Origin of the sequence: Serratia sp. HRI (assembly GCF_010119335.3) — a bacterium.
GTDB lineage: Bacteria > Pseudomonadota > Gammaproteobacteria > Enterobacterales > Enterobacteriaceae > Serratia > Serratia nevei.
Window position 1 is genome coordinate 810,069 of sequence record NZ_CP083690.1, and the last position, 22,872, is coordinate 832,940.

A 22,872-nucleotide genomic window follows, 5' to 3' on the forward strand; every position below is an offset into this window, starting at 1 on the left:
ATGCGCGTTTTGCTGCCGTTTTTGGCGTTGTATCGCCGCCATAGCCTGCTGATTAGCCTCGGCATCCTTTTGGCGATCGTCACTCTGCTGGCCAGCATCGGCCTGCTGGCACTCTCCGGCTGGTTCCTGGCCGCCTCGTCGCTGGCCGGATTGGCGGGCCTGTTGACCTTCAACTACATGCTGCCGGCCGCCGGCGTGCGCGGCGCGGCAATCTTCCGCACCGCCGGGCGCTATGCAGAGCGAGTCGTCAGCCACGACGCCACCTTCCGCGTGCTGTCGCATCTGCGGGTGTTCACCTTCAGCAAGATCCTGCCGCTGACGCCGGGCGGCGTCGCCCGCTTCCGCCAAGCCGACCTGCTCAACCGCCTGGTGGCGGACGTGGACACGCTGGATCATCTTTATCTGCGGGTGATCTCGCCGCTGATCAGCGCGGCGGTGGTGATCCTGGTGGTCACCTACGGCCTGAGCTGGCTCGATCCTGCGCTCGCCCTGACGCTGGGCGGCATTCTGTTACTGTTGCTGCTGCTGGTGCCGCCGGTGTTCTATCGCGCCGGCAAGCCGATCGGCGGCCTGCTTACCGCCCTGCGCGGCCAATACCGTACCGACCTGACCGCCTGGCTGCAGGGGCAGGCCGAGCTGGTGGTGTTCGGTGCCGTCAACGACTTCCGCCAGACGCTGAACGCCACCGAACAGCGGTGGCAACGCCGCCAGTGGCAGCAGGCCTCGCTGAGCGGCAAGGCGCAGGCGTTGATGATCCTCGCCAGCGGGCTGACGGTGACGCTGTTGCTGTGGCTGACCGCCGCCGGCATCGGCGGCGATACCCAACCCGGTGCGCTGATCGCACTGTTTGTCTTCGCCGCGCTGGCGTCGTTCGAAGCGCTGATGCCGGTCGCCGGTGCCTTCCAGCATCTCGGTCAGGTGATCGCCTCCGCCACGCGGGTCAAACAGATCATCGATCGTCAGCCGGAGGTCACCTTCCCGGCCACCGGCCCGGCCGCCGCCGATCGCGCTCAGCTTAGCCTGCGGCAGCTGAGTTTCACCTACCCCGACCAGCCGCAGCCGGTGCTGCGCGACGTCACGCTCGAGGTCGCGGCCGGCGAACACATCGCCTTGCTCGGCCGCACCGGCTGCGGCAAGTCCACCCTGCTGCAGCTGCTGACCCGCGCCTGGCGCACCGACGGCGGCAACATTCTGCTCAACGGCGAACCGCTGGAGGATTATGATGAAACCACGCTGCGTCGGATGACCACGGTCGTCAGCCAGCGGGTGCATATCTTCAGCGATACGCTGCGGGAAAACCTGCGGCTGGCCGCGCCGGACGCCGACGACGCTCGCCTGAGCGAGGTGCTGCAGCAGGTGGGGCTCGGCAAATTGCTGGACAGCGACAGCGGGCTGAACGCCTGGCTGGGCGAAGGCGGCCGGCAGCTGTCCGGCGGCGAACAGCGCCGTCTGGGCATCGCCCGCGCGCTGCTGCACCCAGCCCCGCTGCTGCTGCTCGACGAACCGACCGAAGGGCTGGACGCCGAAACCGAGCAGCAGATCCTGGCGCTGCTGCGCCGGCATTGTCAGGGCAAAACGCTGATCCTGGTGACGCACCGTCTGTACGGCCTGGAGCATCTCGACCGCATTTGCGTGATGGACGACGGCCGGATTGTCGAACAGGGCGATCACGCCACCCTGATGCGCCGGCAGGGCCGCTATGCCCGCTTTCGCAACCGTATCAGCAACCTGGCGCCGTAATCGGCCCGTAGAGGACGCAGAGAGCCTGTATGCGCATCGTTAAGCTTTCCCCCCAGTCGCTGGCGTTTCCCTCGCCTGAGGGCGCCCTGCGCGACCCTAACGGCTTGCTGGCTATCGGCGGCGACCTGACGGCGCCGCGGCTGCTGGCGGCCTACGAGCGCGGCATCTTCCCCTGGTACTCGCCGGGGGAAGCGATTCTGTGGTGGTCGCCCGATCCGCGTGCGGTGCTGTTCCCGGCCGAGTTTCACCTCAACCGCAGCCTGAAACGCTTTTTGCGCCACGATCCGTTTCGCATCACGCTCAATCACGACTTCGCCGCGGTGATCGCCGCCTGCGCCCACCGGCCGGATGAAGGCACCTGGATCGGCCCGGAGGTACAGCGCGCCTATCAGCATCTGCACCGCCTCGGCTATGCGCACTCGGTGGAGGTGTGGCAGGATGATCAACTGGTCGGCGGCATGTACGGCGTGGCGCAGGGCGCGTTGTTCTGCGGCGAATCGATGTTCAGCCGCGTCACCAACGCCTCAAAATGCGCATTGATGGCCTTTTGCCGCCATTTTGCTGCTTATGGCGGGGAATTGATTGACTGCCAGGTGCTGAACGCTCACACTGCCCGCCTTGGCGCGCGTGAAATTCCGCGCCGTCAATTTTTGCAGCAGCTCAGCACCCTTCAACGGCGGCCTTTGGCGCCGGCGTGCTGGGAGCCGCAAGTTATATCCCCACAGCCGGCTGAACCGCCCTCTCCAGTAAACTAATTGGTGGAAACGGTGCAATGTTCACCGACACATCTTTACATAATGGGGGTTTTTCGGCATTATCTTGCCGGTTAAAAACTAAGGTAGTTAGACCTAGAGGATTCGATGGCCAAAGAAGACAATATTGAAATGCAGGGCACCGTTCTTGATACGCTGCCGAACACCATGTTCCGCGTTGAATTGGAAAACGGGCACGTGGTAACCGCACACATCTCCGGTAAAATGCGTAAAAACTATATCCGCATCCTGACGGGCGACAAAGTCACTGTAGAGCTGACCCCGTACGACCTGAGCAAAGGCCGCATTGTCTTCCGTAGCCGTTAATCGGCTCACCGCGCGCCACACGCTGGCGGCATCGAGGATGTAATCCCTCGGGAGCCCTTTCCGTTTACCCCCGCAGCGACGTTATACAACGGGTTGCAGGTGCGCAGGTAAACTGAGAGGGCTCACTCGTTTCTGTTGTACGGTGAATCTCACCCATAAAAAAAGCGATGCCGAAGCATCGCTTTTTCTTTGCCTGAAGGCGGCCTTAGTGCACCGCGCCCTCGTCCGCCTTGCGCTTGGCGGCGCTGAGGAAGTGGTAGGTCAGCTGTTTCTTGTCTTTGTCCAGCTCGACCTTCACGGAACCGCCGTCCACCAGCGAGCCGAACAGCAGTTCGTTGGCCAACGGTTTTTTCAGGTTCTCCTGCATGACGCGCGCCATCGGACGAGCGCCCATCGCACGGTCGTAGCCCTTCACCGACAGCCAGTCGCGCGCATCATCGCTCACTTCCAGCGAGACGCCCTTCGCATCCAGCTGCGCCTGCAGTTCGACGATGAACTTGTCGACCACCTGCTGGATCACCTCGGTAGACAGATGGTTGAACCAGATGATGTTGTCCAGACGGTTTCGGAACTCCGGCGTAAACACCTTCTTGATCTCTTCCATCGCGTCGGTGCTGTTGTCCTGCTGCACCAGGCCGATCGACTTGCGTTCGGTTTCCCGCACCCCGGCGTTGGTGGTCATCACCAGGATCACGTTGCGGAAGTCCGCCTTGCGGCCGTTGTTATCGGTCAGCGTCCCGTTGTCCATCACCTGCAGCAGCAGGTTGAACACGTCCGGATGCGCCTTCTCGATCTCATCGAGCAGCACCACCGCATGCGGATGCTTGATCACCGCATCGGTCAGCAACCCGCCCTGATCGTAACCAACATAGCCCGGAGGCGCGCCGATCAGACGGCTGACGGTATGCCGCTCCATGTACTCGGACATGTCGAAACGCAGCAGCTCGATATCCATCGCCTTGGCCAACTGTACGGTGACCTCGGTTTTCCCGACCCCGGTCGGCCCGGCGAACAGGAAGGAACCGACCGGCTTGCGCTCGTGGCCCAGACCGGCGCGGCTCATTTTGATCGCCTCGGTCAACGCTTCGATCGCCTGATCCTGGCCGAACACCAGCATCTTCAGGCGATCGCCCAGGTTTCTCAGCACGTCGCGATCGCTGGCCGACACGGTTTTCTCCGGGATGCGAGCGATGCGCGCCACCACGGATTCGATATCGGCCACGTTGACGGTTTTCTTGCGCTTGCTGGCCGGCATCAACCGGCTGCGGGCGCCCGCCTCGTCGATCACGTCGATCGCCTTGTCCGGCAGATGACGATCGTTGATGTATTTCACCGACAGCTCCACCGCGGCGCGGATCGCCTTGGCGGTATAACGCACGTCGTGGTGCGCTTCATACTTGGCCTTCAGGCCGTTGATGATCTGAACGGTCTCTTCCGCCGTCGGCTCGGTGATGTCGATCTTCTGGAAACGGCGCGCCAGGGCGCGATCCTTTTCGAAGATGTTGCTGAACTCCTGGTAGGTGGTCGAGCCGATCACCCGGATCTTGCCGCTCGACAGCAGCGGTTTGATCAGGTTGGCGGCATCCACCTGCCCACCGGAAGCCGCGCCGGCGCCGATGATGGTGTGAATTTCATCGATGAACAAAATGCTGTTCTGATCCTGTTCCAGCTGCTTGAGCAGCGCTTTGAAACGCTTCTCAAAGTCGCCGCGGTATTTGGTGCCGGCCAGCAGTGAACCGATATCCAGCGAATACAGCGTGCAGTCCGCCATCACTTCCGGCACGTCGCCCTGCACGATACGCCAGGCCAGCCCTTCGGCGATGGCGGTCTTGCCGACGCCGGATTCGCCGACCAGCAGCGGGTTGTTTTTACGACGGCGGCACAGCACCTGAATCGCGCGCTCCAGCTCACGATCGCGGCCGATCAACGGATCGATGCCGCCCACACGGGCCAACTGATTGAGGTTGGTGGTGAAGTTTTCCATACGGTCTTCCCCTCCGGACTGCTCTTCGTTCACCGGGTTTTCCGCATTCGGCGCTTGGCCCGGCTCGTCTTTACGCGTGCCATGTGAAATGAAGTTCACCACGTCGAGACGGCTGACGTCGTGTTTGCGCAGCAGATAGGCCGCCTGCGACTCCTGCTCGCTGAAGATGGCCACCAACACGTTGGCGCCGGACACTTCGCTGCGGCCGGAAGATTGCACATGGAAGACCGCGCGCTGCAGCACGCGCTGGAAGCTGAGCGTCGGCTGAGTGTCGCGCTCTTCTTCGCCGGCGGGCAGCGTCGGTGTGGTTTGTTCGATGAAGGCTTCCAGCTCCTGGCGCAACGCGGCCAGATCCACCGTACATGCCTCAAGCGCTTCTCGCGCGGCAGGGTTGCTCAGCAACGCCAGCAACAGGTGCTCCACGGTCATAAACTCGTGTCTGTGCTCACGCGCCCTGGCGAAAGCCATGTTGAGACTGAGTTCCAGTTCTTGATTGAGCATAGGCACCTCCCCAATAGATTGCCTTATTCAGGCTTTTTCCAGCGTACAAAGCAACGGATGCTCGTTCTCCCTTGCGTACCGGTTCACATGAACGACTTTGGTTTCCGCCACCTCGGCGGTAAAAACACCACAGATCGCCTTGCCTTGATAGTGGACCGTGAGCATCAGTTGCGTTGCGCGTTCAATATCATAAGAAAAGAACTTTTGCAGAACGTCAATCACAAATTCCATCGGTGTGTAATCGTCGTTGTTAAGTATAACTTTATACATAGACGGCGGTTTTACCGCATCGATTTGTTTTTCTTCGGCCAAGTGTTCAAAGTTTAGCCAGTCGTTGTTATTGCCCATCGCTGCTCATCTTCTCTGCTCTGCCCTCTTATATGGGGGCAGGTTTCGGTTATTCAAAGTGGGGGATAGTTACTATTTTATCATCTTCGGCTTCGTCCCGCCGCACTGTAACGTGCGCAAAAAAACGGGCCAATTGTGACTGAATCGTGGCAATAGCGTTACCTGCTTCAAACTTTGGTGAACTGCTCCCCGCCGACAAAAGCCGATCCCTTGACGGCCCGATCATTTGCTCTAGAGTGTAAATTCGTGGCTGGTGGTCTTTTAACCACCCTTTGTCCACGCTGCTACCTGCCCACGGCGGGTGCGAAATCAGTTATTCATCTCACTTAAAATAGCGTTGCGAGGGATGTAAAAGCATGGAGACGGGTACTGTTAAATGGTTTAACAACGCCAAAGGTTTTGGCTTCATCTGCCCAGCCGGCGGTGGCGAAGATATTTTCGCGCATTATTCCACCATCAAGATGGATGGTTACAGAACGTTGAAGGCGGGCCAGCAGGTCAGCTTCGACGTGCATCAAGGGCCAAAAGGGAACCATGCCAGCCTTATTGTGCCGGTGGAAAGCGAGGCGCTGTCCTAAACGCTTCCGGCAGCGTCGCGCTGCATTGACCGTACTGCGATAAAAATGCCAGCCGCCGTGTGACTGGCATTTTTTATGCCTTTTACTTACTCGCGCGCCAGCGCATCGATCGGATTCAGCCGCGCGGCATTGCGCGCCGGCAGGTAGCCGAACACCACGCCGATGCCGGTGGAACAAAGGAACGCGCTCAGCAACGCCGCCGGCGGGAAGCTGATCTGCCAGCCCGGCAATACCAGCTGCACCGCCAGGCCGATGGCGAACGACAACGTAATCCCCAGCGCGCCCCCCACCAGGCAGACCAACACCGCCTCGATCAGGAACTGCTGCAACACGTCGCCGGAACGGGCACCCACCGCCATGCGGATGCCGATCTCGCGCGTGCGTTCGGTCACCGATACCAGCATGATGTTCATCACGCCAATACCGCCGACCACCAGCGAAATCACCGCCACCAGCGTCAGGAACAGCTGCAGCGTGCGGGTGGTTTTCTCGGCGGTTTGCACCAGGCTGTCCATGTTATAGGTGAAGAAGTCCTTCTTGCCGTGACGCAGCGTCAACAGGCGCGACAGCTGCTGTTCCGCTTCCTTGCTGTCGTAGCCGTCGCGGATGCGCACGGTGATCGAGTCAAAATAATTGTTGCCCATCAGCCGGTTGGCCATGGTGCTGTAAGGCACCCACACGTTCAGCGTCTTGCTGCTGCCGAACATCGACTGCTTCTCCTTGGCCACGCCGACCACCGTCGCCGGCATGTTGCCTACCAGGATCACCTCGCCCACCACGTTCTTCTGGTGCGGGAACAGCCGCCGCTGGGTATTGGCGTCGATCACTACCGTCTGCGCCTGCGACTGCACCTGCAGCGGATCGATGCCGACGCCCTGGGTAAAGCTCATGCCGTACACGCGGAAGAACTGCTCGCTGACGCCGTTGACGTTGGCCGCCGCGTCGACGTTGCCCAAGCGCAGCCGCATGCTGCTGCTGATGCTCGGCGACAGCGCACTGATGTAAGGCTGTTCACGCAGCGCATCGAGATCGCCGTATTTCAACGATTGCCGGTAGGTCGGATCGTCATCGCCGAAGTCCTTGCCGGGATAGATATCGACGGTGTTGGTGCCGATGGATTTGATGTCCGCCAGCACCATCTGCTTGGCGGCGTCGCCGATCACCAGGATCGACACCACCGAGGCGATGCCGATAATGATGCCAAGCATGGTCAGCGCGGTGCGCATCTTGTTGGCCGCCATCGCACGCCAGGCCATCACCAGCGCCTCGCGGAAACGGCCGCCCACCTGCCGCCAGGAAGCCGCCGCGGCGGCCAGCGCCAACGGCTTGGCCTGCGCATTCTCCTGCGGTGCCGGACGCGAATCGGCGATAATCTCGCCGTCGCGGATCTCGATGATCCGCTCCGCCTGGCGCGCTACCGCCGGATCGTGAGTCACCAGGATCACGGTATGGCCCTGGGCGCACAGCTGTTTGAGGATCGCCATCACCTCTTCGCCGGAGTGGCTGTCGAGCGCACCGGTCGGTTCATCCGCCAGGATCACCTGCCCGCCGTTCATCAGGGCGCGGGCGATGCTGACGCGCTGCTGCTGGCCGCCGGAAAGCTGGCTCGGCCGGTAGTTGACGCGCTCCCCCAGCCCCAGACGCCGCAACAGCGCCACCGCCCGTTCGCGCCGCGCCGCTTTGCCCAGCCCCGCGTACACCGCCGGCACTTCGACGTTGTGCGCCGCGCTCAGGTGCGGCAGCAGATGATAGCGCTGAAAGATAAAGCCGAAATGCTCGCGCCGCAGCTGCGCCAGCGCATCGTCGCTCAGCGTCGCCACATCCTGCCCGGCCACCCGATACACGCCGGCGCTCGGCTTGTCCAGACAGCCGAGAATGTTCATCAGCGTCGATTTGCCGGAGCCGGAAGCCCCCATGATCGCCACCATTTCACCGGCTTCGATGCTCAGGCTGATCCCCTTCAGCACCTCCACCGTCTGCTCGCCGGAACGGTAACTGCGGCGGATGCCGCTCAGCTGCAACAGCGCCGCCATCAGCCGGCCTCCACGCCGCCGCGGCTGACGATCACCTCATCGCCCGCCTCGAGGCCGCTGAGGATCTGCACGTCGATATTGTTGCGCAGGCCGATAGCCACCTCGCGCTTCTCTTCCTTGCCCTGTTTCAGCACCGAGACGTGGTAGCGATTGTCGGCGATCTGATCGCCCAGCGCCGCCAGCGGGATCACCAGCGCCTGCTCGACGCCGGCCAGCTGAATATGCACCTGCGCCGTCATTTGCAAGCGCAGCAACCTTTTCGGGTTGGGCACTTCGAAACGCGCGTAATAGAAGATGGCGTTATTGACCTTTTCCGGCGTCGGCTGAATGTCTTTCAGCACGCCGTCGAAGCGCCGGGTCGGATCGCCCAGCACCGTGAACCAGGCCTTCTGACCCGGCTTGAGGTTAATGACGTCGGCCTCCGATACCTGCGCCTTCACCAGCATGGTGCCGAGATCCGCCAGCGTCAGAATGTTCGGTGCCTGCTGCGCCGCGATCACCGTCTGGCCCTGCAGCGTGGTGATCTGCACCACGTCGCCATCCATCGGCGCCTCGATGCGGGTATAGGCCAGGTTGATCTTGGCGGTATCCAGGCTGGCCTGGTTCCGCGCGATCTGCGCATTGATGGTGCCCACCTGCGCCTTCTTCACCGCCAGCTGCGTCGCCGCCTGATCCAGATCCTGGCGCGACACTGCCTGCAGTTTGGCCAGCGCCTGGTTGCGCTGCAGCGTGACCGCCGCCAGCTGCTGTTCGGCCTGCACCTGCAACAGTTGCGCATGCAGCTCACGCAGCGTCGCCTCGCCTTCGCGGATGCTGTTCTGCGCCTGTTGCGGATCGATAACCCCCAGCAACTGGCCTTTCTTCACCTTGTCGCCGATCTCGACATACAGCTTTTTCAGCTGCCCGCTGACCTGCGCACCGACGTCAACCTTGCGCACCGCGTCCAGCTGGCCGGTCGCCAACACGTTCTGCTGCAGATCGCGCTGGGTGGCCTTTACCGTTTTGAAATCGGTTGGCGCCGGATGGCGAAAGTGCCAAACGGCCGCCGCGGCAAGCGCAGCAATGACCGCCAGAACGAGTATCCAGCGGCGTTTATGTCCTTTAAACCCTGTCAAAATTGACCTGCCTGTGCTTGTGAATATCAACCGCCCTTTGCGGCGGCGGAGCTAAATTAGCACGCACCGTAGGGAATAACTAAACCTTAGCTCAACACAATGTGGAGACACGCCTGGTTACAGTTCAGCATTGAACTCCCGTTTAGTGAAGCCTTGATGAAATAGCGCCATTCAATACAGCCAAGGATTTCATCATGTCACAGCTCAGCTACCCACTCGCCTCCGCCCAGCCCCTTAACGGCTGGCAACTGATGACGGCGCTGATCAATGGCGAAAAGGCCCCGAGCAACGCCTGGAAAAAAACCTCGTTTCGCCTGAAGTTTCTCGGCCGTTCGCTGCTCAACTGGCGTACTACCAGCGGCCTGCTCAGCACCCTGGCCAGCAACCCGCTGCTGGAGGAGATCCTGAGCGCACAGCCGAACCTGCCGTGCAAACTGCATCGCCCGTATCTGGCGGCCAACATGAGCAAGATCGAATGCCTGTTCGCCCTGCGCGATCATTACGATCTCATCGCGCAGCGCATGCCGCTGAAGATGCGCCTCGGCCACCTCGGCCCGCAGTCTTTCGTGCTGGCCAGAGCGATGGGCAAAAACGAAGCGCCGATCGCGCTGGAACTGGCAGCGATCGACAAGCTGAATAAAGAAGGGGAAGCCACGCTGCTGCTGCGCAACGCCAACGGCGTGATGCTGGCGGAGATCACCTTTGCGCTGATGCATTATCAGCAGCAGCCGACGCTGTTCATCGGCGGCCTGCAGGGCGCAAACCATGAGGTGCCGCACGCCGAGATCCAGCACACCACCAAAGAATGTCACGGCCTGTTCCCCAAACGGCTGGTGCTGGAAGGCATCTGCACGCTGGCGCGGCACCTCGGCATCCGCCAGATCGTGGCGGTCGGCAACGCCACCCATATCTATCAAAACTGGCGTTACCAGAGTAAGAAGAAGGACAAACTGCACGCCGATTACGATCAGTTCTGGCTGTCGATGGGCGCCAAACCGCTCGACAGCGGCTATTTCCTGCTGCCCGAACGCATCGCTCGCAAGCCGATCGAAGAGATTGCCAGCAAGAAGCGCGCCGAGTATCGCCGCCGCTATCAGCTGCTGGACGAGCTGGAACAGGGATTGGCGGCGCATTTCTGCGCCCGATAACGCCCGGCGGGCCGTCAGTCCGCCCGGCCGCGCGCCAGCCAGATCACCCGTGAGAACATTTTCTTCAGCAGCGGCGGCACCGAGTCCGTGCCCCATTCGCCGGCCTGCATCGCGACCTCGATCGCCAGATCCGGCTTCGACGAGTGGTGGACCGCTTTCAGGATCACCTTGCGCACCGGCATCTGCGCGTTGAGCGGCACCGACGCCATCCGGTGATAGACCGGGCCAAACCCTTCGCGGAACATGAAGTGCTCCATGTCCGGCGCCGGCAGCGCGGTCAGCCGATCGCGCTCGTTGTCTTCATGATTGTCCAGCAGGCTGCGCACGGTATTGGCGTACTTTTTGCCCGCCTCGTCGCCGTCCACCAGCGCATGCCACTCGATGCCCATGCGGCGGGCAAAGCGCAGCAGCGGCTTCAGGCCGCACTGGGCGAATTCGATGACCCTCACCCCTTCCGCCTCGAAATGGTAGCCGCACTGGCGCGCCAGTTCGTTCAGCAGCCACACTTCGGTCTCGCCTTCCACCAGCAGCCAGCAGCGGGCGAACAACGACGACGGCCGGTTGAAACGGATGTGAAACGCGATGCGCCGCCCGTCTTCGGCGCTCAGCCCGCGCGGCCCGAGACGGTAGGTCGCGACCCGCCCCGACTCGCGCACCAGCCGGCAGACGTGCTCCACCGGCACCAGCGACACCAGTTCGCTGGAGTTGGTGGTGGTAATGCGCTGCAGCGGCAGCTGATTGAGCAGCCCCCAGGCCACCGACAGCATGATCGGATGCAGACGAGTTTCCGGGTCTTCCACCAGCAGCAGCGGCCGGGCGTGTGGATCCAGCTTGACGTCGCCCTTGGCCTGCAGCAGGGTGGAAAACATCCCGAGCAGGATCAGGCGCATGCTGCGGCTGTTCGGTTCGGCCACCATGCGGTTGATGCCGTCCAGCGCACGCCAGGCATCCTGCTCCGGTTCGCCGCCGCGGCGGCGCGGCCGCGCCACCTGCGAACCCTGCTCGGCGAAGTAGTGCTCCAGCAGCTGCCGCATGGCCGCCAGGCCCTGACGCAGCTCGCCGTTGGTCAGCTTCTGCGGATTACGCACCAGCTCGCGCGTCAGCTGATCCAGCTGCTGCGCCAGCGCCTGGGTATCGGGTTTGCGTTCATCGCCGAGGCTGCTGGGGCGCAGGCGGCGAATAAAGCGCGCGTCGCGCAGGCGCAATACCGGGTGGATGCGGATGATGGCGTGGGCCAGCTGTTCGATATGGTGCAGTTGAAAGGCGTTGCCGTCGGCGTCGAGAAAACCGCGCCAGGTACACACCGTGCCGTCGTCGGCCAGCTCGCCCTCGCAGCGATAATGAATGCGGCTCAGGCCATCTTCCCCCTTGACCCACAGCGGCGTCAGGTGGCGATAGCGCGGCAGGTGTGCATGGCCGATGTCTTTTTCACAGAAGGTGAACACCACCTGCAGGTGGCGCTCTTTGGCCGACTCTTCACCGGGGGGGAAATGAAAGTCGTGCGCTTCAAACCGATACAGCTTCTGCTCCGGCGCCAGCAGCAGCGTCAGCGCATCCAGCAGGCTGGATTTACCCCAGGCGTTTTCGCCGAGCAACAGCGTGTTGTCGTCCAGCATCAGGGACAGCCGATTAATGCCGCGAAAACCTACAATTTCGATACGCTCCAAGAACATCCGCCGCCTCCCGTGCGCGCCGTCGCCTCTTCAATGAGGTGACCTTCACAGAGCATGGTCAAAAAACCCCTTGCAGGTCAAGCGGCCAACGTCAAATCTGCCGCTTTACTCCGGCCGGGCTTTTGGTTAGCGTGTGCTCCTCGCCGCCGTTCGGCGCGCTTCAAAACTCAAGGACACAAGCTGCACCATGTACTCAGGACTGTTGATTATTCTGTTACCGCTGATTGTCGGTTACCTCATTCCCTTACGCCATCGCCCGCTGCTGGTGCTGATCAACCGGCTGCTGAGCTGGATGGTGTACGTGATCCTGTTTTTCATGGGTATCAGCCTGGCGTTCATGGAAGATCTCAGCAGCAACCTGGTGCTGATCTTCCAATACAGCGCGGTGTTCTTTTTCTGCATTCTCTGCGCCAATCTGCTGTTGCTGGCGCTGCTGGAGCGGCGCATGCCGTGGCGCAGCAGCCATAAACAGGAAAAGCTGCCATCGCGCGTGCACATGGCGCTGGAGTCGCTCAAGCTGTGCGGCGTGGTGCTCGGCGGCTTCCTGCTCGGCCTGACGCAGTGGCAATGGCTGCAGTTCGCCCATAAAGGCAGTGAATATGCGCTGATCTTCCTGCTGTTGCTGGTCGGTATTCAGCTGCGCAACAGCGGCATGACGCTGCGCCAGATCGTGCTCAACCGCCGCGGCACGCTGGTGGCGTTGGTGGTGACCGTCGCGTCGCTGGCCGGCGGCGCGCTGGCGGCGCAGCTGCTGGGGCTGCCGGTCAAGGCCGGGCTGGCGATGGCCTCCGGCTTCGGCTGGTATTCGCTGTCGGGCATTCTGATCACCGACGCCTACGGCCCGGTGATGGGCAGCGCCGCGTTCTTCAACGATCTGGCGCGCGAGCTGGTGGCGATCATGCTGATCCCGACGCTGGTGCGCCGCAGCCGCTCCACCGCCCTCGGCCTGTGCGGCGCCACCTCGATGGACTTCACCCTGCCGGTGCTGCAGCGCAGCGGCGGGCTGGACATGGTGCCCCCCGCCATCGTGCACGGCTTCCTGCTGAGCCTGCTGGCGCCGGTGCTGATCGCCCTGTTCTCCTGATCCTTTCCCCTGGGGGCCGCCCGGCCCCCAAAGCGTAATAATTCCCATCCGCACGGCAAAATTGCGCTAAATCAAACTTGCCCGCAGTAGTCGCACAAAAGCCTTTTGCAACCCCGATCGCCGATCTATGCTTTTAAACAAGCATTACAAATGCAACTTTAAAAATAAAAGGAAGCGACTATGTTCTGTGTGCAATGTGAACAAACCATCCGTACCCCGGCAGGCAACGGCTGCGCGTATGCTCAGGGCATGTGCGGCAAGACGGCGGAAACCTCCGATCTGCAGGATCTGCTGGTGGCGGCGCTGCAGGGGCTCTCCGCCTGGGCGCTGCAGGCGCGTTCGCTGGGCATCGTTGACCACCAGATCGACAGCTTCGCCCCGCGCGCCTTCTTCTCCACCCTGACCAACGTTAACTTCGACTCTCAGCGCATCATCGGCTACGCGCGCGAAACCCTGCTGCTGCGCGATTCGCTGGCCGCCCGTTGCCGGCTGCTGGACGCCGGCGTACGCGTCGATCACCCGATGGCGGCGCTGCAGCTGGCCGGTGACGATATGCCTGCGCTGCTGCAACAGGCGGCGCAGTTTGCCCTCAACAGCGACAAGGCCGAGGTCGGCGACGACGTCCACGGGTTGCGCATGCTGTGCCTGTACGGCCTGAAAGGCGCGGCGGCCTATATGGAACACGCGCACGTGCTCGGCCAGTTCGACGAGCAGCTCTATGCCGACTACCACGCCTTTATGGCCTGGCTCGGCACCCGGCCGCGCGACGTCGACACCCTGCTGAACAACGCCATGGGCATCGGCAAGATGAACTTCAACGTGATGGCGATCCTCGATCGCGGCGAAACCCAGGCCTACGGCGATCCGCGGCCCAGCGCGGTCAACGTGCGCCCGGTAGCCGGGAAAGCCATTCTGATCTCCGGCCACGATCTGAAAGATCTGCGCATGCTGCTCGAACAAACCGAAGGACAAAACGTCAACGTCTACACCCACGGCGAAATGCTGCCGGCGCACGGCTATCCGGAACTGAAAAAATTCAAGCATCTGGTGGGCAACTACGGCAGCGGCTGGCAGAACCAGCAGACGGAATTCGCCAAATTCCCCGGCCCGATCGTGATGACCTCCAACTGCATCATCGATCCGAACGTCGGCAACTACGGCGATCGCATCTGGACCCGCAGCATCGTCGGCTGGCCGGGCGTCAACCATCTGGAAGGCGACGACTTCGGCGCCGTGATCCGCCAGGCGCAGGGCATGAACGGCTTCCCTTATACCGAGATCGAACACCTGATCACCGTCGGCTTCGGCCGCCAGACGCTGCTGAACGCCGCCGACACGGTGATCGATCTGGTGTCGCAGAAAAAACTGCGCCACGTCTTCCTGGTCGGCGGCTGCGACGGCAGCCGCGACGAGCGCAGCTACTTCACCGACTTCGCCCGCAGCGTGCCGCAAGACTGCCTGATCATGACGCTGGCCTGCGGCAAGTACCGTTTCAACAAGCTGGACTTCGGCACCCTGGAAGGGTTGCCGCGCCTGCTGGACGTCGGCCAGTGCAACGACGCCTACTCCGCCATCATGCTGGCGGTCAAGCTGGCGGACACGCTCGGCTGCAGCGTCAACGAGCTGCCGCTCAGCCTGGTGCTGTCGTGGTTTGAACAGAAGGCGATCGTCATTCTGCTGACGCTACTGTCGCTGGGGGTGAAAAACATCGTCACCGGCCCGACCGCGCCGGGCTTCCTGACCGACAACCTGATGGCGATCCTCAACGAGAAATTCGGCCTGCGTCCGATCACCACCGTCGAGCAGGATATCAACGCGCTGCTCGCCTGATGCCGTTACGTTATGGGGCCGCCTGCGCCGGCCCCTTAGTTTTTGAGGTGCCCCGATGACTCAACCCACTCCGCTTTGCCCAAACCGCATGCAGGTGCATTCCATCCAGCGTGAAACCGCCGACGTCTGGACGCTGAACCTGATCTGCGACGTTTTCTATCCTTACCAGGCCGGCCAATTCGCGCTGGTCAGCATCCGCAACAGCGAGGAGACGCTACGCGCCTATACGCTCTCCTCCTCGCCTGGCCAGAGCCGCTTTCTCAGCATCAGCGTGCGCTGCCTGCCGGACGGCGTCGGATCGCGCTGGCTGACGCAAGAGGTCAAACCCGGCAACACGCTGTGGCTGTCCGACGCGCAGGGCGAGTTCAGCTGCGAGCGTCACCCGGCCGATCGTTATCTGATGCTGGCCGCCGGCTGCGGCGTGACGCCGATCGTCTCGATGTGCCGCTGGCTGACCGCCAACCGTCCGGCCTGCGATATCGCCGCGATCGTTAACGTGCGCACCCCCGCCGACACGATTTTCGCCGATCAGTGGCGCGCGCTGTGCGCCGCCCATCCGCAGCTGCGCCTGACGCTGATGGCCGAGCGGGATCTGCAACCCGGCTACCTCAGCGGCCGCATCGATGAACAGACGCTGCGGCAGGCGGCGCCGGATATCGCCGAACGCACGGTGATGACCTGCGGCCCTGCGCCCTACATGGAACAGGTGGAGCAGCTGTGCCGCCGGCTCGGCGTGCCGGCTGAGCGTTTCCATAAAGAGCAGTTCCACACGCCGACAACGCAGGCCGATGCCACCGAAGGGCTGACGCTGCGCGCCGCCCGCCCTCTGCGCGAATTCCGCGTGCCGGTCGGCAGCACGCTGCTGGCGGCGATGGAGGCCAATGCCCTGCCGGTCAACGCCGCCTGCCGCGCCGGGGTGTGCGGCTCGTGCAAAACCCGCATCCTCGAGGGCGACTACACCACCACCAGCACCATGACGCTGAGCGCGGAAGAGGTAGCTCAGGGCTATGTGCTGGCCTGTAGTTGCCAGCTGCAGGGCGACGTCACATTGGCGTGATCCCCAGGCCCCATCGCCGCGATGGGGCATTTATCGGCAAGCTCCCTCATCCCCGCCCGGTTACACTTTCCTCCGTCCTACGCTCTTTACCCTTCCTGACCGCATCTCGTCCACAGCCGGTAAGCTATGCTTGCAGTTGTTCTGCTGCCACTCACCGGATCGAGTACACATCGTTTTTCAAACCATGTTTGGGGGAACCATGAAGCAAACCGTAGCCACACTGATCGCCAAAACGCTGGATCAAGCCGGCGTAAAACGCATTTGGGGCGTGACCGGCGATTCGCTCAACGGCCTGAGCGACAGCCTGCACCGCATGGGCACCATCGAATGGCTGGGCACCCGCCACGAAGAGGTGGCCGCCTTCGCCGCCGGCGCCGAAGCCCAGCTCACCGGCCAGTTGGCGGTGTGCGCCGGCTCCTGCGGCCCCGGCAACCTGCACCTGATCAACGGGCTGTTCGACTGCCACCGCAACCATGTGCCGGTGCTGGCGATCGCCGCGCACATCCCCTCCAGCGAAATCGGCAGCGGCTACTTCCAGGAAACGCATCCGCAGGAGTTGTTCCGCGAATGCAGCCATTATTGCGAGCTGGTTTCCAACCCGGAACAGCTGCCGCGCGTGCTGGAGATCGCCATGCGCAAGGCGATCCTCAACCGCGGTGTCTCGGTGGTGGTCTTGCCGGGCGACGTGGCGCTGCGCATGGCGCCGGAAGACGCGACCCTGACCTGGCATACCCCGGCGCTGCCGCTGGTGCAGCCGCCGATGAGCGAGCTGAACAAGCTGGCGGAAACGCTGAACAAGGCGAAGAACATCACCCTGATGTGCGGCAGCGGCTGCGCCGGCGCGCACGATGAGGTGGTCAAGCTGGCCGAGCTGCTGCAGGCGCCGGTGGTGCACGCGCTGCGCGGCAAAGAGCATATCGAATGGGATAACCCCTACAGCGTCGGCATGACCGGGCTGATCGGCTTCTCCTCCGGCTATCACGCGATGATGAACGCCGACACGCTGGTGCTGCTCGGCACCCAGTTCCCCTACCGCGCGTTCTACCCCACCAACGCCAACATCATTCAGATCGACATCAACCCCGGCAGCATCGGCGCGCACTGCCCGGTCAACATGGCGCTGGTGGGCGATATCCACACCACCCTCACCGCCCTGCTGCCGCAGCTGGAGCCCAAGCGCGACCGGGCGTTCCTCGACAAGGCGCTGGAGCACTACCGCAACGCGCGCAAGGATCTCGACGGGCTGGCGACCGCCAACGACGACCAGCCGATCCACCCGCAGTATCTGGCGCAGCAGCTCAGCCAGTACGCCAGCGACGACGCCATCTTCACCTGCGACGTCGGCACGCCGACGGTGTGGGCCGCTCGCTACGTGAAAATGAACGGCAAGCGTCGCCTGCTCGGTTCGTTCAACCACGGTTCGATGGCCAACGCCATGCCGCAGGCGATCGGCGCCCAGGCCACCGCACCGGATAAACAGGTGATCGCCATGTGCGGCGACGGCGGCTTCACCATGCTGATGGGGGATTTCCTGTCGCTGGCTCAGCTCAAGCTGCCGGTGAAAATCGTGGTGTTCAACAACAGCGTGTTGGGGTTCGTGGCGATGGAGATGAAGGCCGGTGGCTATCTGACCGACGGCACCGACCTGCATAACCCGGACTTCGCGGCGATCGCCAACGCCGCCGGCATCAAGGGCATCCGCGTGGAAAAAGCCTCGGAGCTGGACGGCGCGCTGCAGGAGATGTTGGCGCACCCCGGCCCGGCGCTGCTGGACGTGGTCACCGCCAAGCAAGAGCTGGCGATGCCGCCGCAGATCAAGTTCGAACAGGCGAAAGGCTTCAGCCTGTACATGCTGCGCGCCATCATCAACGGCCGCGGCGACGAAGTGGTCGAGCTGGCGAAAACCAACTGGCTGCGCTAAGCAAGATGCCCCCGGTGAAATAAGGGTATATGATGCCATGTACCCTTTTCCTCTCCCTTACATTCCAGGAACCCTATGCTTATCGATCTACGCAGCGACACCGTCACCCGCCCCAGCGCCGCCATGCGCCAGGCGATGGCTCAGGCAGAGGTCGGCGACGACGTCTACGGCGATGACCCGACGGTCAACGCGCTGGAGGCCGAGGCGGTACGCCTGTCGGGCAAAGAAGCGGCGCTGTTTTTGCCCAGCGGTACCCAAGCCAACCTGGTGGCGCTGCTGAGCCACTGCCAGCGCGGCGACGAGTATCTGGTCGGCCAACAGGCGCACAACTATAAATACGAGGCCGGCGGCGCGGCGGTGCTGGGCAGCATCCAGCCGCAGCCGATCGAGGCCGACGCGGACGGCACGCTGCCGCTGGACAAGCTCGCCGCCGCCATCAAACCCGACGATATCCACTTCGCCCGCACCCGGCTGCTGAGCCTGGAAAACACCATCAGCGGCCGAGTTCTGCCGCAGGCCTACCTGCAGCAAGCGTGGCAGTTTACCCGCGAGCGGCAGCTGGCGCTGCATATCGACGGCGCGCGCATCTTCAACGCCGCCGTGGCGCTGAACCTGCCGCTGAAAGAGATCGTGCAATACTGCGACACCTTCACCATTTGCCTGTCGAAAGGATTGGGCGCGCCGGTCGGATCGCTGCTGTGCGGCAGCGAGGCCTTCATTCAGCGCGCGCTGCGCTGGCGCAAGATGACCGGCGGCGGGCTGCGTCAGGCCGGCATCCTGGCGGCGGCCGGTCTTTACGCTTTGGAACATAACGTCGCGCGGCTGCGCGAAGACCATGACAACGCGGTCTGGCTGGAGCAACAGCTGCGGCAGATCGGCGTAGAGATCGCCGAACCCGGCGCACAGACCAACGTGCTGTATCTGCGCCAATCACCGGCGCTGGCGGCCAAATTCGGCCCGTGGATGCGCGAACGCGGCGTGCTGATCAGCAGCGGCCCGCTGACGCGCATTCTGACCCACCTCGACGTCAGCCGTCAGGATCTGCAGCGGGTGGTCGAGCTGTGGCGGGAGTTCCTCCGGCAGCACGCCTGATCCCTCCTCCCCGGCGCGCCGGGGAGCCCTTCACCGCCCGCCGATGGCCTCGACAAAGCGGCGGGTAATCTGCTGCGGGCGCGTAATGGCGCCGCCCACCACGACCGCATGCGCCCCCAACGCCAGGCAGCGTGCGGCCATCGCCGGCGTTTCGACATTGCCCTCGGCGATGACCGGCACCGGCACCGCCGCCAGCACCGCACGCAGAAAGCCGAAATCGTCCTCCGCCAGTCGGGTGCCCCGGCTTTCGGCGGTATAGCCGTGCAGCGTGGTGCCCACGCAGTCGAACCCCAACCGGGCAGCCTCTTGCGCCTCTTCCACGGTGGCGATGTCCGCCATCAGCAGCAGCCGGGGATACCTGGCGCGGATCGCGGCAACCAACGCCGCCAGCTGCAGCTCCCCTGGCCGAGGGTGGCCGGTCGCGTCCAGCGCAATCATCTGTGGCGCCGCAGCCATCAGCTCATCGATTTCACGCAGGGTCGGCGTGATATAGACATCGCTGCCGGCATAATCGCGCTTGATAATGCCAATCACCGGCAGCGCCACCGTGCGCATGATGGCTTTAACGTCTTCGACGCCGTTGGCGCGGATCGCCGCCGCACCGCCTTGCTCGGCCGCCAGCGCCATGAGCGCCATGATAAAATCGCTGTGCAGCGGCTCGTCGTCCAGCGCCTGGCAAGACACCACCAGCCGGCCCTTAATCTGCTGCAAAATGGAAAGCGTCATAAATCCAACAACTCCTCGACTTCGTTTTTAATAATGGTCACGTGCGGGCCGTAGATCACCTGAACGCCGTTGCCGCGAACGATCACCGCCCGCGCGCCGCTGGCTTTCAACCCGCTTTCGTCCAGCAACCGGCTCTGTTTTACCGTCACGCGCAGCCGCGTGGCGCAACAATCCAGTTCGACGATATTCTCTTTGCCGCCCAGCGCCGCCAGCACCTGCTGCGAGCGTTCGGAGCCGGTCATCACCGCTTCCGGCACGGTTTCCGCCTCGCGCCCCGGCGTTTTGAAATTGAAGCGCAAGATCAGGAAACGGAACGTGAAGTAGTACAGGAAGAACCAGGGCACCCCGACCAGCGGCACGTACATCCAGTGGGTTTTCGCTTCGCCCTGCAGCACGCCGAACAGCATGAAATCGATAAAACCGCCGGAGAACGTCTGGCCGATGGTGATATGCAGGATGTGCGCGATCGTGAACGCCAGGCCGTCGAACAGCGCGTGCACCACGTACAGCGCCGGCGCGATAAACAGGAACGAGAATTCGATAGGTTCGGTGATGCCGGTCAGGAACGAGGTCAGCACCGCCGACAGCAGCAGCCCGCCGACGCGCTTGCGGTTCTCCGGACGCGCGCTTTGGTACATCGCCAGGCAGGCGCCGACCAGGCCGAACATCATGGTGATAAAGCGGCCGGACATGAAACGTGCCGTGCCGATGTAGAACTGCTGCGTATTCAGGTCGGCCAACTGGGCGAAGAAAATGCGCTGCGTGCCTTCCACCAGCTGTCCGTTGATCACTTCACTGCCGCCGAGCGCGGTGGTCCAGAACGGCAGATAGAAGATGTGATGCAGGCCGAACGGCCCAAGCATGCGCAGCACGAAGCCGTAGATAAAGGTGCCGAGATAGCCGCTGGCCTCCACCAGGCCGCCCATGCCGAAGATCAGCCGTTGGAAAGGCGGCCACACCACGGTCATCAGGGCGCCGACCGCCATCGCCGCCAGCGAACTGACGATCGGCACAAAGCGCGAGCCGCCGAAAAAGCCCAGGAACGGCGGCAGCGCTATCTTGTTGTAGCGGCCGTGCAGATACCAGGTCACCAGACCGATGACCACCCCGCCGAACACCCCGGTCTCCAGCGTCTGGATCCCGAGAAGCGTTCCCTGCCCCAGCGCGCCGGCGTTCTGCGTGGCCAGCGTGCCGTTGATTTTCAACAGCGCATTGATGGTGGCGTTCATCACCAGATAGGCGATCAGCGAGGCCAGCCCCGCCGTGCCCTTGTCGCTTTTGGCCAGCCCCACCGCCACGCCGACCGCGAACAGGACCGCCAGGTTGGCGAACACGATGGCGCCGGCGCTGGCCATCACGGTAAATACGCTTTGCAGCCAGCCGACGTCGAGGAAGGGATACGCCTCGACGGTATTGGGATTGGACAGCGCGCCGCCGATCCCCAACAGCAGACCGGCCGCCGGCAGCACGGCGATCGGTAGCATGAACGACTTACCGAACAGCTGGGCTTTTTCGAACCAGCCGCCGGAGCGCGACAACTCTGGTGTTGACATAAATTTTCCCCTGCTATCATTTTTATGATGAAAATTTTTACCACATTAAAATTAATTTAGTGAAAATTTTATTCATAACGATGATCGGCTTCACAATCCGTCGATTTCACTGGCGAGGCGCGGCGTCTTTCCGCCACAATAGAAACGGGAATACTCAGAAAGGTAACGTGATGAATACAGGCAACTTGTTATTGCGGCTGCGGCAGGATTTGGCGGGGTACAGCCCCACGCTGCAAAAGCTCGGCAACTATCTTCTTGCGGAGCCCTCCCGCGCCGTTTACCTGACCATCACCGAACTGGCGCGTGAAAGCGCCACCAGCGAAGCCAGCGTCACGCGGCTGTGCCGCCATCTGGGCTGTAAAGGCTATACCGAATTTAAAATGGCGCTGGCCCTCAGCCTGCAACAAAACCAGCCGGAGGCGACGACGCGGCAAAGCGCAACGGAAAATTTGGTGGAAGAGAGCGTGCAGGCGCTGCGGGATACCGGCGCGCTGTTGGAACCGCAGGCGCTGCAACAGGCGGCGGACAGCCTGCAGCGTTGCGCTTCGGTGCAGATTTACGGCGTCGCCGCCAGCGCCATCATCGGCGATTTCCTGCACTACAAACTGTTGCGCCTCGGCAAACCGGCGCAGCTGTTCAGCGACATGCACCGGGCGGCGATGAACGCCGCCTCGCTGAGTGAGCGGGATCTGCTGATCGTCATCTCCAGCTCCGGCTCAACCAAGGACGTGCTGCATGCGGTGACGTTGGCCAAAGGGCGCGGCGCACGCGTGATCGCAATCAGCAACACCCAACGCAGCCCGCTGGCTAAAATGGCGGATACGCTGCTGGTGGCGGCCAAACCGGAAGGGCCGCTGACCGCCGGCGCCCTGCCGGCCAAAGTCGGCGCCATGCTGCTGGTGGAGTTGATGATCGCCGAACTGGCTCAGCGCGATCCCGCCTACGCTCAGGCGATGCAGGCCACCGCCAGCGCTACCCTACCGCTGCTGTTGTAATCAGAAGATCCAGCGGCCATAAGCCCAGTACCACAGCCCCAGCACCGCCACCAGGTTGAGCGCCACGCTGAGGATGAACCAGGTTTTAAACGGCTGCTTCTGGGTTTTGTGGCGAAACAGCTGCTGTGCCGCCAGTGCGCCCAACCACCCGCCCAGCGCGCCGAACAGCAACAGCGTCGCCTCCGGCACCCGCCGCCATCCTTTGCGCGCCGCCAGCTTATCGCCGCCGTAGATCAGAAACGTCAGCAGGTTGGCCAACAGCAACCACATCCACACCGGATGCAGCGAGAACAGGCTGGCGAGCAGCGCCACGCCCAGCAGGGCGTAACAAATCACATTGAGCTTCATGACATCCGGTCTTTCGTTCGGTAAGGGGGCGCGTAGTGTGAACTCGCACCGCGACGTATGCAACCGG

General features: G+C 62.7%; 19 protein-coding genes. 11 read left to right on the top strand and 8 right to left on the bottom strand.

The features are described from left to right. From cydC to infA, 3 genes are all read left to right on the top strand, one after another. On the top strand, nt 1–1,740 hold the full coding sequence (gene cydC / locus GF111_RS03970; RefSeq protein ID WP_147190074.1) for a cysteine/glutathione ABC transporter ATP-binding protein/permease CydC: 1,740 nt from the start codon (nt 1–3) through the stop codon (nt 1,738–1,740). Nucleotides 1,741–1,769: 29 nt separating this feature from the next. After that, on the top strand, nt 1,770–2,495 hold the full coding sequence (aat, locus tag GF111_RS03975; RefSeq protein WP_047727955.1) for a leucyl/phenylalanyl-tRNA--protein transferase: 726 nt from the start codon (nt 1,770–1,772) through the stop codon (nt 2,493–2,495). Nucleotides 2,496–2,600: 105 nt separating this feature from the next. Continuing rightward, nucleotides 2,601–2,819: a translation initiation factor IF-1 gene (infA, locus tag GF111_RS03980; protein WP_002211347.1), complete on the top strand. Its 219-nt coding sequence runs from the start codon at nt 2,601–2,603 to the stop codon at nt 2,817–2,819. A gap of 205 nt (nt 2,820–3,024) precedes the next feature. Here the strand turns inward: infA and clpA are convergent, their stop codons facing one another. Both clpA and clpS read right to left on the bottom strand, forming a co-directional pair. Then, nucleotides 3,025–5,304, bottom strand: a complete 2,280-nt coding sequence (gene clpA / locus GF111_RS03985; RefSeq protein WP_048233243.1) for an ATP-dependent Clp protease ATP-binding subunit ClpA — start codon at nt 5,302–5,304, stop codon at nt 3,025–3,027. 27 nt (nt 5,305–5,331) lie between these two features. After that, nucleotides 5,332–5,652, bottom strand: a complete 321-nt coding sequence (clpS, locus tag GF111_RS03990; RefSeq protein WP_004928347.1) for an ATP-dependent Clp protease adapter ClpS — start codon at nt 5,650–5,652, stop codon at nt 5,332–5,334. 356 nt (nt 5,653–6,008) lie between these two features. Between clpS and cspD the strand changes: the two genes are divergently transcribed. After that, nucleotides 6,009–6,230, top strand: a complete 222-nt coding sequence (cspD, locus tag GF111_RS03995; protein WP_004928349.1) for a cold shock-like protein CspD — start codon at nt 6,009–6,011, stop codon at nt 6,228–6,230. A gap of 86 nt (nt 6,231–6,316) precedes the next feature. Here the strand turns inward: cspD and macB are convergent, their stop codons facing one another. Both macB and macA read right to left on the bottom strand, forming a co-directional pair. Then, a complete protein-coding gene (gene macB, locus GF111_RS04000) occupies nt 6,317–8,263 on the bottom strand; it encodes a macrolide ABC transporter ATP-binding protein/permease MacB (RefSeq protein WP_047727959.1) in 1,947 nt (648 codons plus the stop codon). Next, nucleotides 8,263–9,378, bottom strand: coding sequence for a macrolide transporter subunit MacA (gene macA / locus GF111_RS04005; protein ID WP_147190076.1), 1,116 nt, complete (start codon nt 9,376–9,378; stop codon nt 8,263–8,265). The genes macB and macA overlap by 1 nt, the downstream gene beginning before the upstream one ends. A 194-nt stretch (nt 9,379–9,572) precedes the next feature. Between macA and GF111_RS04010 the strand changes: the two genes are divergently transcribed. Beyond that, nucleotides 9,573–10,526: a VirK/YbjX family protein gene (locus tag GF111_RS04010; RefSeq protein WP_038880736.1), complete on the top strand. Its 954-nt coding sequence runs from the start codon at nt 9,573–9,575 to the stop codon at nt 10,524–10,526. A gap of 14 nt (nt 10,527–10,540) precedes the next feature. Here the strand turns inward: GF111_RS04010 and GF111_RS04015 are convergent, their stop codons facing one another. Beyond that, complete coding sequence (locus GF111_RS04015; RefSeq protein ID WP_147190078.1) at nt 10,541–12,199, bottom strand: ATP-dependent endonuclease; 1,659 nt, start codon at nt 12,197–12,199, stop codon at nt 10,541–10,543. 187 nt (nt 12,200–12,386) lie between these two features. On the opposite strand from GF111_RS04015, the gene GF111_RS04020 reads away from it, so the two are divergent. The 5 genes from GF111_RS04020 (at nt 12,387) to ltaE (ending at nt 19,183) form a co-directional block, all read left to right on the top strand. Then, a complete protein-coding gene (locus GF111_RS04020; RefSeq protein WP_004928363.1) occupies nt 12,387–13,283 on the top strand; it encodes a lysine exporter LysO family protein in 897 nt (298 codons plus the stop codon). Nucleotides 13,284–13,463: 180 nt separating this feature from the next. After that, nucleotides 13,464–15,113: a hydroxylamine reductase gene (hcp, locus tag GF111_RS04025; protein ID WP_055311994.1), complete on the top strand. Its 1,650-nt coding sequence runs from the start codon at nt 13,464–13,466 to the stop codon at nt 15,111–15,113. 55 nt (nt 15,114–15,168) lie between these two features. Beyond that, on the top strand, nt 15,169–16,170 hold the full coding sequence (gene hcr, locus GF111_RS04030) for an NADH oxidoreductase (protein WP_147190080.1): 1,002 nt from the start codon (nt 15,169–15,171) through the stop codon (nt 16,168–16,170). Between the two features lie 199 nt (nt 16,171–16,369). Beyond that, complete coding sequence (poxB, locus tag GF111_RS04035) at nt 16,370–18,091, top strand: ubiquinone-dependent pyruvate dehydrogenase (RefSeq protein WP_047727969.1); 1,722 nt, start codon at nt 16,370–16,372, stop codon at nt 18,089–18,091. Between the two features lie 75 nt (nt 18,092–18,166). Beyond that, the gene (gene ltaE / locus GF111_RS04040; protein ID WP_038880723.1) at nt 18,167–19,183 is read left to right on the top strand and encodes a low-specificity L-threonine aldolase; all 1,017 of its coding nucleotides are present in this window, start codon (nt 18,167–18,169) and stop codon (nt 19,181–19,183) included. Between the two features lie 30 nt (nt 19,184–19,213). Here ltaE and GF111_RS04045 read toward each other — a convergent pair whose 3' ends face one another. Together GF111_RS04045 and GF111_RS04050 are read right to left on the bottom strand one after the other, a co-directional pair. After that, on the bottom strand, nt 19,214–19,909 hold the full coding sequence (locus GF111_RS04045) for an N-acetylmannosamine-6-phosphate 2-epimerase (RefSeq protein ID WP_148940971.1): 696 nt from the start codon (nt 19,907–19,909) through the stop codon (nt 19,214–19,216). After that, nucleotides 19,906–21,462 (bottom strand): PTS transporter subunit EIIC, encoded by a 1,557-nt coding sequence (locus GF111_RS04050; protein WP_147190524.1) that lies wholly within the window; start codon nt 21,460–21,462, stop codon nt 19,906–19,908. The genes GF111_RS04045 and GF111_RS04050 overlap by 4 nt, the downstream gene beginning before the upstream one ends. Before the next feature lie 167 nt (nt 21,463–21,629). Here GF111_RS04050 and GF111_RS04055 point away from each other — a divergent pair, with 167 nt between their 5' ends. Beyond that, nucleotides 21,630–22,457 (top strand): MurR/RpiR family transcriptional regulator, encoded by an 828-nt coding sequence (locus tag GF111_RS04055; protein WP_038880714.1) that lies wholly within the window; start codon nt 21,630–21,632, stop codon nt 22,455–22,457. Here GF111_RS04055 and GF111_RS04060 read toward each other — a convergent pair whose 3' ends face one another. After that, complete coding sequence (locus GF111_RS04060; protein WP_038880711.1) at nt 22,458–22,805, bottom strand: DUF1294 domain-containing protein; 348 nt, start codon at nt 22,803–22,805, stop codon at nt 22,458–22,460. Nucleotides 22,806–22,872 lie beyond the last annotated feature (67 nt).

Coding starts and splice junctions, on each gene's coding strand:
- cydC (WP_147190074.1), top strand. CDS start 1: ATGCGCGTTTTGCTGCCGTTTTTGGCGTTGTATCGCCGCCATAGCCTG.
- aat (WP_047727955.1), top strand. CDS start 1,770: ATGCGCATCGTTAAGCTTTCCCCCCAGTCGCTGGCGTTTCCCTCGCCT.
- infA (WP_002211347.1), top strand. CDS start 2,601: ATGGCCAAAGAAGACAATATTGAAATGCAGGGCACCGTTCTTGATACG.
- clpA (WP_048233243.1), bottom strand. CDS start 5,304: ATGCTCAATCAAGAACTGGAACTCAGTCTCAACATGGCTTTCGCCAGG.
- clpS (WP_004928347.1), bottom strand. CDS start 5,652: ATGGGCAATAACAACGACTGGCTAAACTTTGAACACTTGGCCGAAGAA.
- cspD (WP_004928349.1), top strand. CDS start 6,009: ATGGAGACGGGTACTGTTAAATGGTTTAACAACGCCAAAGGTTTTGGC.
- macB (WP_047727959.1), bottom strand. CDS start 8,263: ATGGCGGCGCTGTTGCAGCTGAGCGGCATCCGCCGCAGTTACCGTTCC.
- GF111_RS04010 (WP_038880736.1), top strand. CDS start 9,573: ATGTCACAGCTCAGCTACCCACTCGCCTCCGCCCAGCCCCTTAACGGC.
- GF111_RS04015 (WP_147190078.1), bottom strand. CDS start 12,199: ATGTTCTTGGAGCGTATCGAAATTGTAGGTTTTCGCGGCATTAATCGG.
- GF111_RS04020 (WP_004928363.1), top strand. CDS start 12,387: ATGTACTCAGGACTGTTGATTATTCTGTTACCGCTGATTGTCGGTTAC.
- hcp (WP_055311994.1), top strand. CDS start 13,464: ATGTTCTGTGTGCAATGTGAACAAACCATCCGTACCCCGGCAGGCAAC.
- hcr (WP_147190080.1), top strand. CDS start 15,169: ATGACTCAACCCACTCCGCTTTGCCCAAACCGCATGCAGGTGCATTCC.
- poxB (WP_047727969.1), top strand. CDS start 16,370: ATGAAGCAAACCGTAGCCACACTGATCGCCAAAACGCTGGATCAAGCC.
- ltaE (WP_038880723.1), top strand. CDS start 18,167: ATGCTTATCGATCTACGCAGCGACACCGTCACCCGCCCCAGCGCCGCC.
- GF111_RS04045 (WP_148940971.1), bottom strand. CDS start 19,909: ATGACGCTTTCCATTTTGCAGCAGATTAAGGGCCGGCTGGTGGTGTCT.
- GF111_RS04050 (WP_147190524.1), bottom strand. CDS start 21,462: ATGTCAACACCAGAGTTGTCGCGCTCCGGCGGCTGGTTCGAAAAAGCC.
- GF111_RS04060 (WP_038880711.1), bottom strand. CDS start 22,805: ATGAAGCTCAATGTGATTTGTTACGCCCTGCTGGGCGTGGCGCTGCTC.